Below are 13375 nucleotides of genomic sequence, written 5' to 3' on the forward strand. Positions count from 1 at the left end.
TGAATAGTTGAGGGTATTTTAATGCTTGGTAAGGACACACTAGATACTTTATTTTGTCATGCAAGAAGTCACAATGGCTGGTTGAAGCAAGACATATCTGAGACGCAAATTCATCAAATTTATGAACTGATGAAATTTGCCCCTACTGCAGCTAACAATTGCCCTGCACGTATTACTTTTATTAAATCAGATGCTGCTAAACAACGTTTAAAACCACATCTTGATGAAGGTAATATTGACAAAAGTATGAACGCACCAGTTGTTGCTATTATTAGCTATGACACGGAATTTTACGAAAAATTGCCGCTTTTATTTCCCCATACTGATGCCAAAAGTTGGTACCAAGGCAAACCTGAAAAAATAAAATCAGCAGGAGAAATGAACGCCACTTTACAAGGTGCTTATTTCATCATGGCGACCCGTGCTGTCGGGCTAGATTGTGGACCAATGGGTGGATTTAACAACAAAACCTTAGATAATGAATTTTTCCCAGATGGCAAAACCAAATCTATTTTCTTATGTGGCATTGGCCATGGCGACCATAGTAAAATTTTTCCAAGATCGCCACGTTTAAGTTTTGATGAGGCTTGCAAAATTATTTAGGCACCTTTGTTTTATGCAAAAACAATTTATATTACTTTCAAGAGGAAATCGGTAAATTTTTAGAAAAAATGATTATGCCTTCAACCTCAGATGATATCCCAGTTATTTCAGCAGTACTACAATTATAGCTTCCAAAAATAACAGGTCCGCCATAAGTCTTTGTTGTGTTATACCTTCCATGTCCATAATCAATGATTGTGTCGCTTTTGTTAACCAAAAGGCATAAATATCAAATCTTTGCTTTTTCTTTACACCAGTGGAAAATATACTACCTAGCCCTGGAATTGAGCCAAATGAACTACCTCCTAAACTTGATGAACCTTGAGGAAGTAAATGAATATGGATGTGTTACCACCGGGTAAAGTTTTTTCACTGAGCTGGCTACCAATAATTTTAACCCTCTTAGGAATTAAGTCATTAGTAAATCTAGTATTAGTAGCAACTGTATTGTAATCTTTACCTACATAAATTTTTAGCAAAAAACTTGTTACAGAATCTGCAAATCTTTCGCCAATACCTGTACTAGAACAAGAACTTATCAACAATATCAAAACTAGAGAATATAATTTGTTAAACATTATTTATTAAAAATAGTTGGAAATATGGCTCAACAATTAAATATTGAAGAAAAACCTTAATTAGTTGATTTTGAAAAAAATATGAATAATAATAACGCCTAATATAATTAGGCACATACCCAATAATAGTAGGAATATTTGGTATTTGTTTATATAAAAATACACCTGCAATAGTGGCTAAAACAATACCGGCGCCTGACCAAATCGCATAGGTAATACCCACCGATATTGTTCTTAAAGTTAAGATCATAAAATAAAATGGCATATCCTACAATAACAATTAAACTTGATAGTAGTTTTGTAAACTCAGTTGAAGCTTTGAGCGCACTGGTTGCAACGACTTTCGCGATAATTGCTATTGCTAAATACTAATACACCATTATTTAGAACTAGAACTGTTTTTCTTTTCTTGCTGAGATTCTTGCTCAGTAGAGCAACCATTGTGCAACTTCCATTTTTGTTCATGACCAATGGCAATTGCCCAGCTTGATGCTTGACATTCCTTGGCTAATCTTGTTGTTGCATTTTCTTTTTTAACAACGTTGTTGTTATCAGCACCAAAAGCAGAAAATGACAACAAACTAGCACTTAATATTAAAATCAACGAACTTGATGGTGTTTTTAGGTTTTTCCTTATGATTGATTAAAAATTTAATAACATTGCCAAATGCTAAATAAAAAAGTACTAGTATTGATAAAGTAAATATAACTTTATGTACTAAATCTAGATTTTGGATGGGACTCGCCTTTTGTTTAAATCGCATGATTCTCCTGGACAATATTGAACCTCTTGCTTGTGACATAGATTATAAATTTTACAACCCCCACAAATACCAAACACTGCTCCAAAGAGTAATAACCCCAAACACGAAGCACAAACACGAACACGAATATTAATCGTTCTGCAAACATTATTAAGCACCGCCAGATAAAACATAATGGCTACCAAAACAAAACCCAAAACCCAAAACCCATCTTTTTTGTAGTGCACCAACATATTCTGGTGTTTGGTTATTAACCATCCAACGACCCATAACTATAGATGGAACGTATTTAGGGTTTAAAAAAATTCGAATAAACAAATCAAACAAAAATACAATGCCTGCTGCCACTCTTACCTCGCACTCATTAAACTAAACCACTTGCCCAGCCACCCAGCCAGATGACCAAGCCCATTGGAAATTATAACCGCCTAATTGACCTGTCACGTCAACAGTTTCACCAATAAAATATAGACTGGGTTGCTTTTTAACTTGCATGATTTTGGAGGACAATTCATTGGTATCAACCCCCCCTAAACACACCTCAGCGACACGCAAGCCCTCAGTGGCATTTGGGTAAAGTTGCCAATTGTTGAGTGCGTGTCCAAAAAGAGAAAGCTCACTTTTATTAATTTGACTCAGTGGTTTATTTTCCAATGAGTTTGGTAATAATACATTTGCCAGTCGCTGTGCAAATCGTTTAGGAAAGTGTGTTGATAAAACAGTCTTTAAGGTTGTCTTACCTCGCATTTGTTGTTGTGTAATCAGCCAATCAGTTGCATTAATATCTGGCAATAAATTAATGCTTAATTTATTGCCAGGACACCAAAATAAAGAGATTTGTAAAATAGCAGGCCCGCTAATGCCTTTGTGCGTTATTAAAATAAAATCTCGAAAGGATTGCCCATTGCACTCAACCACTACCTCTAGTGACAAGCCTGATAAGCCCTTTAAGTAGCGATTAATATCGTTAATATGGAAAGTCAACGGCACAAGTGCTGGCGTAAAATCAATCGTGTTAATATTAAATTGCTTAGCAACTTGCAAGCCAAAATCAGTCGCACCCATTTTAGGAATAGAGGCGCCACCAGTCGCAACGACTAAGGTATTTGTTTGATAACCACCTTGGCTGGTTTGAAGGGTGTATTTAGTATCAAACTCTAGGCTTGTTACTGAAGCGTTAAAAACAAAATCAACCCCTACTTGAGCGCACTCATCCAATAGCATTTGTAAAATTGCACCTGATTTTTGCTCGCAAAATAACTGACCTTGTGTTTTTTCATACCAACTCAAATTGTGCTTATCCATTAATTTTATAAAATCCCACTGCGTATAACGCGCTAATGCAGATTTATGAAAATGTGGATTGTTTGATAAATAAGCCTCTGGTTCAATCCATAAATTAGTAAAATTACAACGACCACCACCTGAGATAAGAATTTTTTTACCTGCTTTATTGGCTTTATCAATAACTAAAACTTTTTTATGCCGTTTGCCCGCCTCAATTGCACACATAAGCCCTGCTGCACCTGCGCCAACAATAACAATTTCATAAGGCGCTAAAATAACGACTGAATGGTTTTAACAATTGGTCTAGCATCCCACTCTAGCGCGCCACGGTAAGTGTATCTAATGTTGCCATTTTTATCCAGCAAAAAATTAGACGGATAAGCATAAACACCCCAATCTCTTACCGCCTGTCCAGAATGGTCAAGCATGATTGGCAAGTCAAACTTTACTTTTTTCATGAATGCATCTATCTCTTGTTTTGACTCGCCAACATTAACTGTAAGAATTTTAAATGGCTTATCTTTCAGTATGGTTTGCAATCTAACCAATGATGGGATTTCTGTCACACAAGGTTTGCACCAACTTGCCCAAAAATTAATTAATATCACTTGATTATCAAAATCTTTAATATTTAATATTTGCCCATCAATTGATTTCAGCTTAAGGCTTATGTTTGATTTACCTTTATAAGGCTTTAATATAGGCTCACCAAATGAAAGGCTTTGAGCATTCTTGGTTTGTTTTTTTAGCGCCATCACTTTAGGGATATCAACAGTATTCATCAAATTCATAGCAAGTACATAAGTATCACTCAAGCCTTTTTTGACTTTTAAATCCATGGGTTTTAAGTCTTTTTCGTTGCGCATATGAAACCCACCATGTGCCCCTTTTAATCGATGTGTAAATATGGAGCTACCCCCTATTTTTAATTGCTCAAAAATTTCATCCGCTCTAAAATATTTAGTACCAAACTGCGGTAATAATAAATAAATAGGCAAGTTACTAACCGTTGAAATATCAACATATTCAGCTTTAGCGCCCAATTCTGGTTTGCCATGAATAAGGTATGGCGAATGAAAGATATGGCCTTTAATTAAATTAGATTTTGGGTTTTTTAATTGCCACTGATGTGCAGTTTTAAGTGCCAATTGTGCGCCTCTACCTGAGGTTAAAAAAAATATTTTTTCAAATCCTTTACGTTTAGCAATTGATACAATTTCCAACACATCTTCAACCTTAAACCGATTGATACTACTGCGATGCTTTGGCACCATATAGCTACTATGAAGATCAAGCACCCACACATCAACACCAAAAAACGCCAATTGTTGTACTGTAGGTACATAGCCCTTGCCAAAACCACGCTCAGAAGGCAAATATAAAAATAGCACCTGTGTGTCTGCTGAATAAACATCAGCACTAATTGTATCGCCTGATGTTAATTCAAACTCAGTGCTTTGCCCGCCATGAACAAGTGGCACTAATAAAATCAACAGTAAACTAAACCACTTCATTAAACGTTATACATTTCTAAAATATAATACAGCGTCATGCCTTCAGATGACCTGGATGGACCCAGTACTTTGGCAGCGTATAAATGATTACTAGGGTCTGATTTTTCCATAGCGATATCTAAATCTTCAACCACTTCTACATTATTAGCCGGTACACGTTCACGCTTAATTCTTGGAATTCTAACCACAGCAAATGTCTCTTTAACAACGCTAATGCTTGGATGCGGATCTAGCGAATAACTTCTCATGGCGTTTTAATCATAATTTTTGCACCAAAAACTTGATTAGCAGGTACTGTAACATGGATTTTTTTAGGCAAATCTAGTTCCATTGCATTGACCTTGATGGATAAACGTTTGTTTGTCTACATTCGCACCAATCATTTCGTTAAATTGCTTTTCTTCCCAAATTGAACTCACTCTTCTACCGCCATAATCATGGGCAGGATAGACCAAAGTCTCATCAGGTAAGGTGAATATTTTTTGAGTAGAATCAAACAATTTTTCCGCCGAACCACCTTGAAAATCACACCTACCACAACTTCTAATCAATAAGGCGTCGCCTGTAAAGATTTGATTATCCACCACATAAGACATGCAACCATCTGTATGCCCAGGGGTTGTCATAGCACCCAAAGTATAAGCGCCAAATGATAAAGTATCGCCATCATTAAGCAAAATATCTGTACAAGTAACCACATTAGCTACACCCAACACAATTTTAGCCTGACTAAATACTGCTTTAATGGACAAGAACTAGTAATATGGTCGGCATACACGTGTGTTTCAAGAATATATTTAAAATTCAAATTCAATTCTTCAATCAAGCCAATATCATGCTGCTTAGTTTCATCTACTGCATCAATGATAATAGCATCCAAAATTTGCATATCTGCCAAAAGATAGGTATAAGTTGAACTGATTTTTTCAAATAAAGGGCGTAGTAATAAACTCATGGCAATACCTTTTTAAATGGTTTAACAAAAACGCTAGCATAAGCACCAGACTTAATATAAGGGTCTGCATTTGCCCAAACTTTTGCAACTTCTAAAGAATCAAATTCTGCCACCACTAACGAACCTGTAAAGCCGGTGCTACCTGGCTCATTAGTATCAATAGCAGGATGAGGCCCTGCCAAAATTAAACGCCCTTGATTTTTTAAAACCTCTAATCGCTTAATATGTGCTGGACGTGCTAGCATTCTTTTTTCTAGTGAATCGTCAACATCTTGTGAAATAATAGCGTATAGCATAATTTTTTTAATATCTCTCCCGCCAATTACGCTGATTAAACAGCGCCAATAACCCAAATATACAAGCGCCTAATATATCAAGCAACATATCTTTTTGAGCATCCCAAATATCACCTTGAGAGCCTAAAAAAGCTGCTCCCGATTCTCCACCTTCGGTAATCGCATAAACCATTTCAATAATTTCATAACTTGCTGCCAAAAAACCTAAGACAAATACACCCAATAGCCAACCATAAAGTTATTGCTCGCCCATTTTTTACGCACACTAGTCTCAACCACAGCATAGGAGAAAACACCAACCAAAAAATGTCCTAAGCGATCAAAATTATTACGCCCTTCAGGGATAACAAAATCAAAACCCAATGTTGATAATAGATGATTGGGGGCAATCAAATGGTACTACTTCAAAAGTAAAGTACCCGCCAATGGCATTGTAACACAAAAACAAACTCATAAGTATATAAGAAAAATTTAAAAACTTGAAACTAGCATAAGGTAAGCACTAAAATACCAACAACAATCAAAACTAGGATATTTTCCGCCCACCAAGTAGCTCTATCATAAGGGCTAATTGCCAACACAGTAAACAAAGTTATATAAGTTACCAATAAAATGAGTGGTGCTTTATGCGTATGTGGTCGCATTTTTTTTAAGTAATCTCCAATACATCTTTCATCGAATAAACACAGCCTTTGCCAGAAGGCACTTTATCCAACCAAATTGCTGCACGGAGCGCCCCAAGTGCAAAGGTCATTCTTGATGAAGCCTTATGAGTAATTTCTACACGCTCGCCTTGCATAAAAAAACTCACTGTATGTTCACCCACCACATCACCACCACGAATTGTAGAGAACCCAATTGTGTTTTTATCTCTCACCTGCTCAATACCTTCTCGCCCATAAATGGCACACGTTTTTAAATCCCTACCTAGTGTATCAGCAATCACCTCGCCCATCTTTAATGCAGTGCCACTAGGGGCATCCACCTTAAAGCGGTGATGCGTCTCAATAATTTCAATATCGCTCTCTTCTCCCACTACTTTTGCCGCCATTTCCAAAAGCTTTAAAGATAAATTAACACCTACGCTCATATTAGGTGCAAACACAATAGGTGTATTCTGTACAAGAGCGGTTAATTGATTTAGTTCATTATCATTAAAACCTGTCGTACCAATAACCATTTTCTTGCCTGCCTTAGCACAAATTGCTAAATAGCCAAGTGTAGCTATTGGACAAGTGAAATCAATGAGCACATCAAACTGGTTTAATACAACATTTAAATCATCGCTCCTATCTAACTCAACACCTAACTCAACACTATCATTTTGATTGATTGCTTCAATAATGGCTTGACCCATGCGCCCTGACACACCAGTAACTGCAATTTTTATCATCTTTTCAGTTCTCCAATTTATAGGGGATAACGATATCTTGCTGATTTTTTGAGAAATATTTAGAAGTTCGGATGACTAAAACAGCCTTATTTTGTCTTGCTGTTGCCAAAATAATCGTATCTAGCAACTTTACCCTTAATGTATTTCTAACTTTGACAATATCCTCTGTCATTTTTTTCATCGAAATTCAATATTTGAAAACTTTTTAAAAAATCTTTAACGTTTTTTTATGCACATCTTTAACGCCAACCATTACTTCCTATATAGGTAATAACACTAATTGCAATCTGGTCATATTGCTCAATTGTATTTTTTGCTTTGGCTTCGCTATTTAAATAATCAATCAAGATATTGGTATCAAAAACAGCAATCACCACTCACCTTTGATTGTTTTTTGAAATACCTATCCGTCAATTTTCAAGTCTTTGTAAAGGACAAATGCCTGTTTGATTTTTTTCTTATTCTCAGGTTTGTGTATAACCAAATCTACCATCAGTAGATTGTGTTTAGCAATGGTAATTGTTTCGCCTTGATAAGCGTGATTTATTAAATCGGATAATTTTGTTTTTGCTTCTGATACATTTACCAACATGACATTCACCTTTTTAATAAAAACTGGTCAAATTATACCAAAACTGGTTTAGTTAGTCAATTTTGGTCTGATTCTTAGAAATACTGGGTATTTATGCTTTTTATTTTTAGTTAGCCCGTAATATTTAAAGGTAATCTCACTGCCAATAGCAGGTGGATGTGATCGCTCAATGTCTGTAAACCCTGAGCCGATTTTAACAACCAGTCCTTTTTTAGTTTTGCATTTAACCGAGCCCATTTTGTTTTTATATTTGCCTTTTCCACTCAATATCTCAATGACGATACATTCCTCATCGTGATACTTTTTAACCTTTAAAGCACTCGATAAACACATAGTTTGATAATGTGTTTTAGGGTTACGCACCACAACACCTTCGCCCTTATTATTAACTACTTTACCTAGGAAATTATCTAATTGTTGCTTGGATTTAATGGATGTTTGTTTGATAATTCTTAAAATTTTACTAGGGTATTGCCTAAGATGAACTTAAAAAACCTCTAAACATTTTAAATAAGCCGCCTTTTTGATTAGGCACTTCAAAAATATTAAAACTCACAGCCTTCCAACGATTATTAGGAATTTTTCATCTCACAATTGAAGAAATGCGTTCAAAATCACCACGCTTTGTCCAAAGTTCGCCATCAATTTCAAAATCTGGAAAATTCATCGTCCAAAACTTTGGCGGATTAAGTGTTTTTCCGCCTCGGCTGATTAGTTTTTTCCCGTCCCAAAATCCTCTGATGCCGTCTAATTTTCACTCATAACCCAATCAATCACATCAAGATGTTTATCATACGTTTTAAGTAAAAATAAATTAGGCTTGTTTGCAAGAATTAAGCAAGGTAGAATTAATATAAATAATAATTTATTCTTAATTCTCTAATCCATTTGATTAAGCTGCTTAAAAATTGCTAAATGGTGTTGCATTTTTTCAATCGAATCTATTTGCTCAAGACCTTGTAAAATCCAATGATTAATTGCCTCATCAGTGTGAATTGTGGCAAATAATTGTTGTCTTTTTAAATGTTCAATTTTGCCACTATTTGCCAGTTTGTTAATATGGCTTAGCACAGGTTAATGCTAAATCGCGTTGGTGACAGATGTTTTCTATGGATGAGTTTTGGTCGATTAATGCCAAAGTAGCTTGGTAAGTAGTGTGTAGTTTTTTAACAACTACTGGCTGAGTTTCAACAATAGGATCTTGAAAATCATTTGCTCTTAATGTGGCTAATAATGCTAAAAAACGAGCACCATATTTTTCAAGCTTAACCTGTCCCACACCATTAATTTGTAGCAGCTTTTCTTCATTATTAGGTAAAAAATGCGCCATTTCTGTTAGCGCCTTATTGTCAAAGACAATATAAGCTGGCGTGGCTTCTTCTTTGGCAATTTCTCGTCTTAGTGCTTGTAATGCTTCTAAAATTTTCTCATCTACCAAATATTCTTGATTTGTGTTTGTAAATTACTTTGGCGAATATCAACTGTTTGCTCTGATTTTAAAATTTTCTTGGCAATACTAGTCAATTTCAAAACCTTGAATTCACCCGCCATTAGGGCGTCTATCTCCAATAAACGGTCGCCAATAATTTTCCACAAAATTCGACTGGTAGCGCTACCAATGCCATATACAGATAAATTTTGATGCCCACTGTTTAATACTTTTTGATTTTTTGAGCCTAGTAAAACATCAACAATATGCCCTTGCCCAAAACGCTGATCAGTGCGATAAATGGCTGATAAAAACATCTTTGCTTGCTCGCTAATATCGCTACGTTCAACATCAGGATTAAGACAATTGTCACATTGGGTTTGGCATTTGGACATTTCGTCATCAAAATAATGACTGAGTGCTTGATGCCGACAACCTTCAGAAAACGCGTATTTTTTAATTAAGCTGAGTTTTTGATAGGCTAGATTTCGATAAGATTCGTTCTCAATATCAGCAATAAAACGCCCCAGTAAAACCAAATCTTGCGTAGAGTAAAGCAACAAAACCTCACTTTTTAATCCCTCCCTACCCGCTCTACCCATTTCTTGATAATAAGCTTCCATGGTTTTAGGAATGGACATGTGCACCACAAAACAAATGTTGCTTTTATTAATCCCCATGCCAAATGCAATGGTGGCAGCCATAATATCAATCTCATCATTCACAAATTCACTAAACGCTTGGCGACGCTCTTGAGTTGACAAGCCAGCATGATAAGCACGCGCCTTTAGACCTTGGGTGTTTAAAAACGCACTTAATGACTCGGTATTTTTACGTGATAGTGTATAAATAATGCCTTGTTCATGAGCATTGTTTTGCAAAAAGTCTAGCAATTGTTGATGTCCATTGCCGTAAAGGCGGCAATGCCCACTTCAGGAAAATGAGACTTTAATAAACCCAATTGACGATAATCTGCTCGAAACTCATGCCCCCATTCACTCACGCAATGCGCCTCATCAATGGCAAAATGCCATGTTAAGCGTGGTCAAAAAATGCAAAAATTAATCATTTTGCAAACGCTCAGGTGCAACAAAAAACAAGTTTCACTACGCCATTTTGCAAATCATTTTGCGCCTGTATGATTTGTTCCATATCCTGCATGGATGACATCATAACGGCATGAATTCCTTTTGCTGCCAAGCCATGTACCTGATCTTGCATCAATGCTAATAAAGGCGAAACCACAACCCCTTCCATCAACAATGCTAGCAACTGATAGCACAACGATTTACCGCCGCCTGTTGGCAAAATTAGCAACACATCTTCATGATTCAAAATTTTATCCACCACTGTTTCTTGCAATGGGCGAAACTCATTAAACCCGAAAGTATTTTGTAAAATTTGATGCTTACTTTTAGGCATGGATTACTATCTAGGTGTTTAAAACAATATCGTACAATCTTCAAATAATGCCATTTATAAAAAAATTACGAAAAAACGAAGGTTTTTAATATATGGTTCGTACCATGTAAGTTAGATATTATTTTTTAACTGATTTAAAGGCATACAAAATGACAAAAAACAATAAGCAAAAACTCTCTTTAATTACTATTTCACTACATTAGATTATTGCCATTGTTTTTATTGCATTAATTGTAGTGGGTATACACATGGAGGAAAACAAAGTTTTTTTCTATACTCAATGCACAAGTCAATTGGCATTCTACTCTTTAGCGTTATTTTAATATGGGTAATTTAGCGCATTCAAAATGGCTAGCCTGTACCTGCCTCAGTCAATATAAAAGAATTGAGCAAATAGGCGCAAAAATCATTCACTGGATGTTAATTATTGGCACAGTGATGATGCCAATCTCTGGTATGTTAATGTCAGGTTCAGGTGGACATGGCTTATCTGTCTTTGGCTTGGAGTTGCTAGCAATCAATCCGGATGAATGGAATCCAGGAAAAGCGATACCGCTTAGTAAATCTCTTGCAGGTTTGGGTAATACCTTGCATGGATTGGGTGGAAAAATAATGATATTTTCTATTACATTGCATATCATCGGTGCGTTAAAACACCATTTTATCGATAAAGACAGTACCTTGCATAGAATGCTTGGTAAAAAGTAAATATTTGAGGCTTTACAACCGAAGACTTTAAGTTAATATCTCGTATCAATTAGTGTCAATAAGATATTTTATTGACCTAACTAAAATATAAGAAAACAACTATGAAAAAACAGCGCCCTAACAACAAGTAGTTATGCTTTTAGCGATAATGGCAAAGCATGTGATTGAGATAACCATAGATATCAATCATACAATCAACACCACGCGTCACACTATACTAATAAAAATCATAAGTTTGAAAGGCATAATTGAGTAACGCTGATAAAAAAATTACCTTGGATGAATTTATCACACTTAAAAAGCAAAATTCTCTCAAATGGATACGAATGGTGATGGCGTATTAACACAAAATGAAATGAAGAATCATAGACGAAATCAACATCAACCAACAAGAAGGATGTTTTAATTACGCTTACTAAAAATAACCCTCTAACAACCTAATGAACGTTATTAGTAAGAAAAATGACGAATGCTTGATGATTTTGATTCAAAAACACCGTCATCAGGCATTTGATATTTTGGTTCAAAGACATCATCAGCGTTTTTATGCCATGTCTTATCGTATGTTGCTTAATCGAAACGATGCTCAAAATATTGTCCAAGAAGCCTTTTTAAACCTTTGGGACAATCCTAATAGTTATCAATCTGAAAAAAGTCTTTTTACCACTTGATTTTATAAAGTGATTGCTAATTTGTGTCTAGATTATAAGAAAAAGATTAAAACACAATTAATTGAACATATTGACCATGTCGCAGATCCATATCCGATTTGGAGGAAAATTTAGAACAAGAACAAGCGCAATTAAAACAACAAAAGGATAAATTAATAAAAAACTTTATTAAAGAAACAGCGCTATCATTGGACCAACAACAACACAAAAGATTGTTTCGTGCCTTAAGAAAAAGCAATAGACATTAGTTACACAAACAACTAAATGTTTTTACAAACTATTTTCTAAAAAACCATTTTTCTTAGTTATATTGTCTAATTCTTGCAAGGTTTTAAGTAATTCTTCTATTTTATCAATCGGCATAGAATTAGGACCATCGCTCTTGGCATTCTCAGGGTTTGGATGGGTTTCCATAAAAATACCACTAATACCAACAGCAACGGCTGCTCTTGCCAGAACTGGCACCATTTCTCGCTGACCACCTGAGGTTGTGCCTTGTCCACCAGGCTGTTGTACTGAATGCGTAGCATCAAACACCACGGGACAATTTGTGCTGCGCATACTTGCCAAGCCGCGCATATCAGAAACCAAAGTGTTATAGCCAAACGAAGTACCACGATCGCACACAATAATTTGTTGATTACCTGTAGCATGGGCTTTTTCAACTACATTGTTCATATCCCAAGGGGCTTGGAATTGGCCTTTTTTAATATTAACAGGCAAGCCTTGTTTGCAAACATTTTGAATAAAATTAGTTTGGCGCACCAAAAAAGCAGGCGTTTGCATCATATCAACCACACTCGCCACTTCATCAAGTAGCGTGTCTTCATGAACATCGGTTAAAACAGGCACACCAACCTCATCTTTAACCTTTTGCAAAATTCTTAGGCCTTGCTCCAACCCCAAGCCTCTAAAACTATTAGCACTGGTTCGATTTGCCTTATCATAGGATGACTTATAAATAAAGTTGATGCCCAAATCACTGGTGACTTTTACCAAATAAATCGCTGTTTCCATCGCCAAGGCTTCAGATTCAATAACGCAAGGACCTGCTATTAAAAAAAATGGTTGATCAATACCTGCTTCAAAATCTAGTAATTTCATGGCTTAAGTCTTGCTTAAAAGTTTAAGCTTTAATTATAAGTTATACAATTCATTTAAAA

24 protein-coding genes and 1 pseudogene are annotated in these 13375 nt (G+C 35.7%); 3 read left to right on the forward strand and 22 right to left on the reverse strand.

Annotation, left to right across the window (positions count from 1 at the left end; genetic code table 11):
- Positions 1-21: 21 nt before the first annotated feature.
- Positions 22-603: a malonic semialdehyde reductase gene (locus tag CVPH_RS06400; protein ID WP_201340889.1), complete on the forward strand. Its 582-nt coding sequence runs from the start codon at positions 22-24 to the stop codon at positions 601-603.
- A gap of 638 nt (positions 604-1241) precedes the next feature.
- Here the strand turns inward: CVPH_RS06400 and CVPH_RS06405 are convergent.
- The 21 genes and pseudogenes from CVPH_RS06405 to CVPH_RS11045 form a co-directional block, all read right to left on the reverse strand.
- A pseudogene (locus tag CVPH_RS06405) lies at positions 1242-1540 on the reverse strand (DMT family transporter).
- A 20-nt stretch (positions 1541-1560) separates the two neighbouring features.
- The gene (locus tag CVPH_RS06410; protein WP_201340890.1) at positions 1561-1785 is read right to left on the reverse strand and encodes a hypothetical protein; all 225 of its coding nucleotides are present in this window, start codon (positions 1783-1785) and stop codon (positions 1561-1563) included.
- Between the two features lie 310 nt (positions 1786-2095).
- Positions 2096-2293 carry a hypothetical protein gene (locus tag CVPH_RS06420; protein ID WP_201342478.1) on the reverse strand — a complete coding sequence of 66 codons (198 nt, stop codon included), beginning with the start codon at positions 2291-2293 and terminating at the stop codon, positions 2096-2098.
- A 21-nt stretch (positions 2294-2314) separates the two neighbouring features.
- On the reverse strand, positions 2315-3508 hold the full coding sequence (locus CVPH_RS06425) for a BaiN/RdsA family NAD(P)/FAD-dependent oxidoreductase (protein ID WP_225879825.1): 1194 nt from the start codon (positions 3506-3508) through the stop codon (positions 2315-2317).
- Positions 3502-4746 (reverse strand): TlpA family protein disulfide reductase, encoded by a 1245-nt coding sequence (locus tag CVPH_RS06430; RefSeq protein WP_201340893.1) that lies wholly within the window; start codon positions 4744-4746, stop codon positions 3502-3504. The genes CVPH_RS06425 and CVPH_RS06430 overlap by 7 nt, the downstream gene beginning before the upstream one ends.
- Positions 4746-4994: a hypothetical protein gene (locus CVPH_RS06435; protein WP_201340894.1), complete on the reverse strand. Its 249-nt coding sequence runs from the start codon at positions 4992-4994 to the stop codon at positions 4746-4748. The genes CVPH_RS06430 and CVPH_RS06435 overlap by 1 nt, the downstream gene beginning before the upstream one ends.
- A gap of 63 nt (positions 4995-5057) precedes the next feature.
- Complete coding sequence (locus tag CVPH_RS11025; RefSeq protein WP_342590428.1) at positions 5058-5498, reverse strand: MBL fold metallo-hydrolase; 441 nt, start codon at positions 5496-5498, stop codon at positions 5058-5060.
- Positions 5450-5701, reverse strand: coding sequence for a hypothetical protein (locus CVPH_RS11030; RefSeq protein WP_342590429.1), 252 nt, complete (start codon positions 5699-5701; stop codon positions 5450-5452). The genes CVPH_RS11025 and CVPH_RS11030 overlap by 49 nt, the downstream gene beginning before the upstream one ends.
- Positions 5698-5997, reverse strand: a complete 300-nt coding sequence (locus CVPH_RS06445; RefSeq protein ID WP_201340895.1) for a YciI family protein — start codon at positions 5995-5997, stop codon at positions 5698-5700. The genes CVPH_RS11030 and CVPH_RS06445 overlap by 4 nt, the downstream gene beginning before the upstream one ends.
- A gap of 7 nt (positions 5998-6004) precedes the next feature.
- Positions 6005-6220 carry a DUF2238 domain-containing protein gene (locus tag CVPH_RS10230; protein WP_281064621.1) on the reverse strand — a complete coding sequence of 72 codons (216 nt, stop codon included), beginning with the start codon at positions 6218-6220 and terminating at the stop codon, positions 6005-6007.
- Positions 6202-6390 (reverse strand): DUF2238 domain-containing protein, encoded by a 189-nt coding sequence (locus CVPH_RS10790; protein ID WP_281064622.1) that lies wholly within the window; start codon positions 6388-6390, stop codon positions 6202-6204. The genes CVPH_RS10230 and CVPH_RS10790 overlap by 19 nt, the downstream gene beginning before the upstream one ends.
- A gap of 92 nt (positions 6391-6482) precedes the next feature.
- Positions 6483-6641, reverse strand: coding sequence for a hypothetical protein (locus CVPH_RS10235; protein WP_225879663.1), 159 nt, complete (start codon positions 6639-6641; stop codon positions 6483-6485).
- Positions 6642-6646: 5 nt separating this feature from the next.
- A complete protein-coding gene (gene dapB / locus CVPH_RS06455; protein ID WP_201340896.1) occupies positions 6647-7390 on the reverse strand; it encodes a 4-hydroxy-tetrahydrodipicolinate reductase in 744 nt (247 codons plus the stop codon).
- A 4-nt stretch (positions 7391-7394) separates the two neighbouring features.
- Positions 7395-7571, reverse strand: coding sequence for a PIN domain-containing protein (locus tag CVPH_RS10240; RefSeq protein WP_225879664.1), 177 nt, complete (start codon positions 7569-7571; stop codon positions 7395-7397).
- Between the two features lie 58 nt (positions 7572-7629).
- The gene (locus CVPH_RS10795) at positions 7630-7764 is read right to left on the reverse strand and encodes a PIN domain-containing protein (protein ID WP_281064623.1); all 135 of its coding nucleotides are present in this window, start codon (positions 7762-7764) and stop codon (positions 7630-7632) included.
- A gap of 29 nt (positions 7765-7793) precedes the next feature.
- The gene (locus CVPH_RS06465; protein WP_201340898.1) at positions 7794-7982 is read right to left on the reverse strand and encodes a type II toxin-antitoxin system Phd/YefM family antitoxin; all 189 of its coding nucleotides are present in this window, start codon (positions 7980-7982) and stop codon (positions 7794-7796) included.
- A 48-nt stretch (positions 7983-8030) separates the two neighbouring features.
- The gene (locus CVPH_RS10245; protein ID WP_225879665.1) at positions 8031-8345 is read right to left on the reverse strand and encodes a hypothetical protein; all 315 of its coding nucleotides are present in this window, start codon (positions 8343-8345) and stop codon (positions 8031-8033) included.
- 516 nt (positions 8346-8861) lie between these two features.
- Entirely contained in the window at positions 8862-9053 is a 192-nt protein-coding gene (locus CVPH_RS06475) for a hypothetical protein (protein ID WP_201340899.1), read from the reverse strand.
- Positions 9037-9420 carry an HRDC domain-containing protein gene (locus CVPH_RS11035; protein WP_342590430.1) on the reverse strand — a complete coding sequence of 128 codons (384 nt, stop codon included), beginning with the start codon at positions 9418-9420 and terminating at the stop codon, positions 9037-9039. The genes CVPH_RS06475 and CVPH_RS11035 overlap by 17 nt, the downstream gene beginning before the upstream one ends.
- Positions 9414-10292 carry a RecQ family ATP-dependent DNA helicase gene (locus CVPH_RS11040; protein ID WP_342590431.1) on the reverse strand — a complete coding sequence of 293 codons (879 nt, stop codon included), beginning with the start codon at positions 10290-10292 and terminating at the stop codon, positions 9414-9416. The genes CVPH_RS11035 and CVPH_RS11040 overlap by 7 nt, the downstream gene beginning before the upstream one ends.
- A 199-nt stretch (positions 10293-10491) precedes the next feature.
- Complete coding sequence (locus CVPH_RS11045) at positions 10492-10833, reverse strand: DEAD/DEAH box helicase (RefSeq protein WP_342590432.1); 342 nt, start codon at positions 10831-10833, stop codon at positions 10492-10494.
- Between the two features lie 324 nt (positions 10834-11157).
- Here CVPH_RS11045 and CVPH_RS06485 point away from each other — a divergent pair, with 324 nt between their 5' ends.
- Both CVPH_RS06485 and CVPH_RS06490 read left to right on the forward strand, forming a co-directional pair.
- Positions 11158-11541: a cytochrome b gene (locus CVPH_RS06485; RefSeq protein WP_225879666.1), complete on the forward strand. Its 384-nt coding sequence runs from the start codon at positions 11158-11160 to the stop codon at positions 11539-11541.
- A gap of 440 nt (positions 11542-11981) precedes the next feature.
- Entirely contained in the window at positions 11982-12212 is a 231-nt protein-coding gene (locus tag CVPH_RS06490) for an RNA polymerase sigma factor (protein ID WP_201340900.1), read from the forward strand.
- Positions 12213-12482: 270 nt separating this feature from the next.
- Here CVPH_RS06490 and kdsA read toward each other — a convergent pair whose 3' ends face one another.
- Positions 12483-13316, reverse strand: a complete 834-nt coding sequence (gene kdsA / locus CVPH_RS06495; RefSeq protein ID WP_201340901.1) for a 3-deoxy-8-phosphooctulonate synthase — start codon at positions 13314-13316, stop codon at positions 12483-12485.
- Positions 13317-13375: the final 59 nt, after the last annotated feature.

It is taken from the genome of Abyssogena phaseoliformis symbiont OG214 (genome assembly GCF_016592595.1).
Lineage (GTDB): Bacteria > Pseudomonadota > Gammaproteobacteria > PS1 > Pseudothioglobaceae > Ruthia.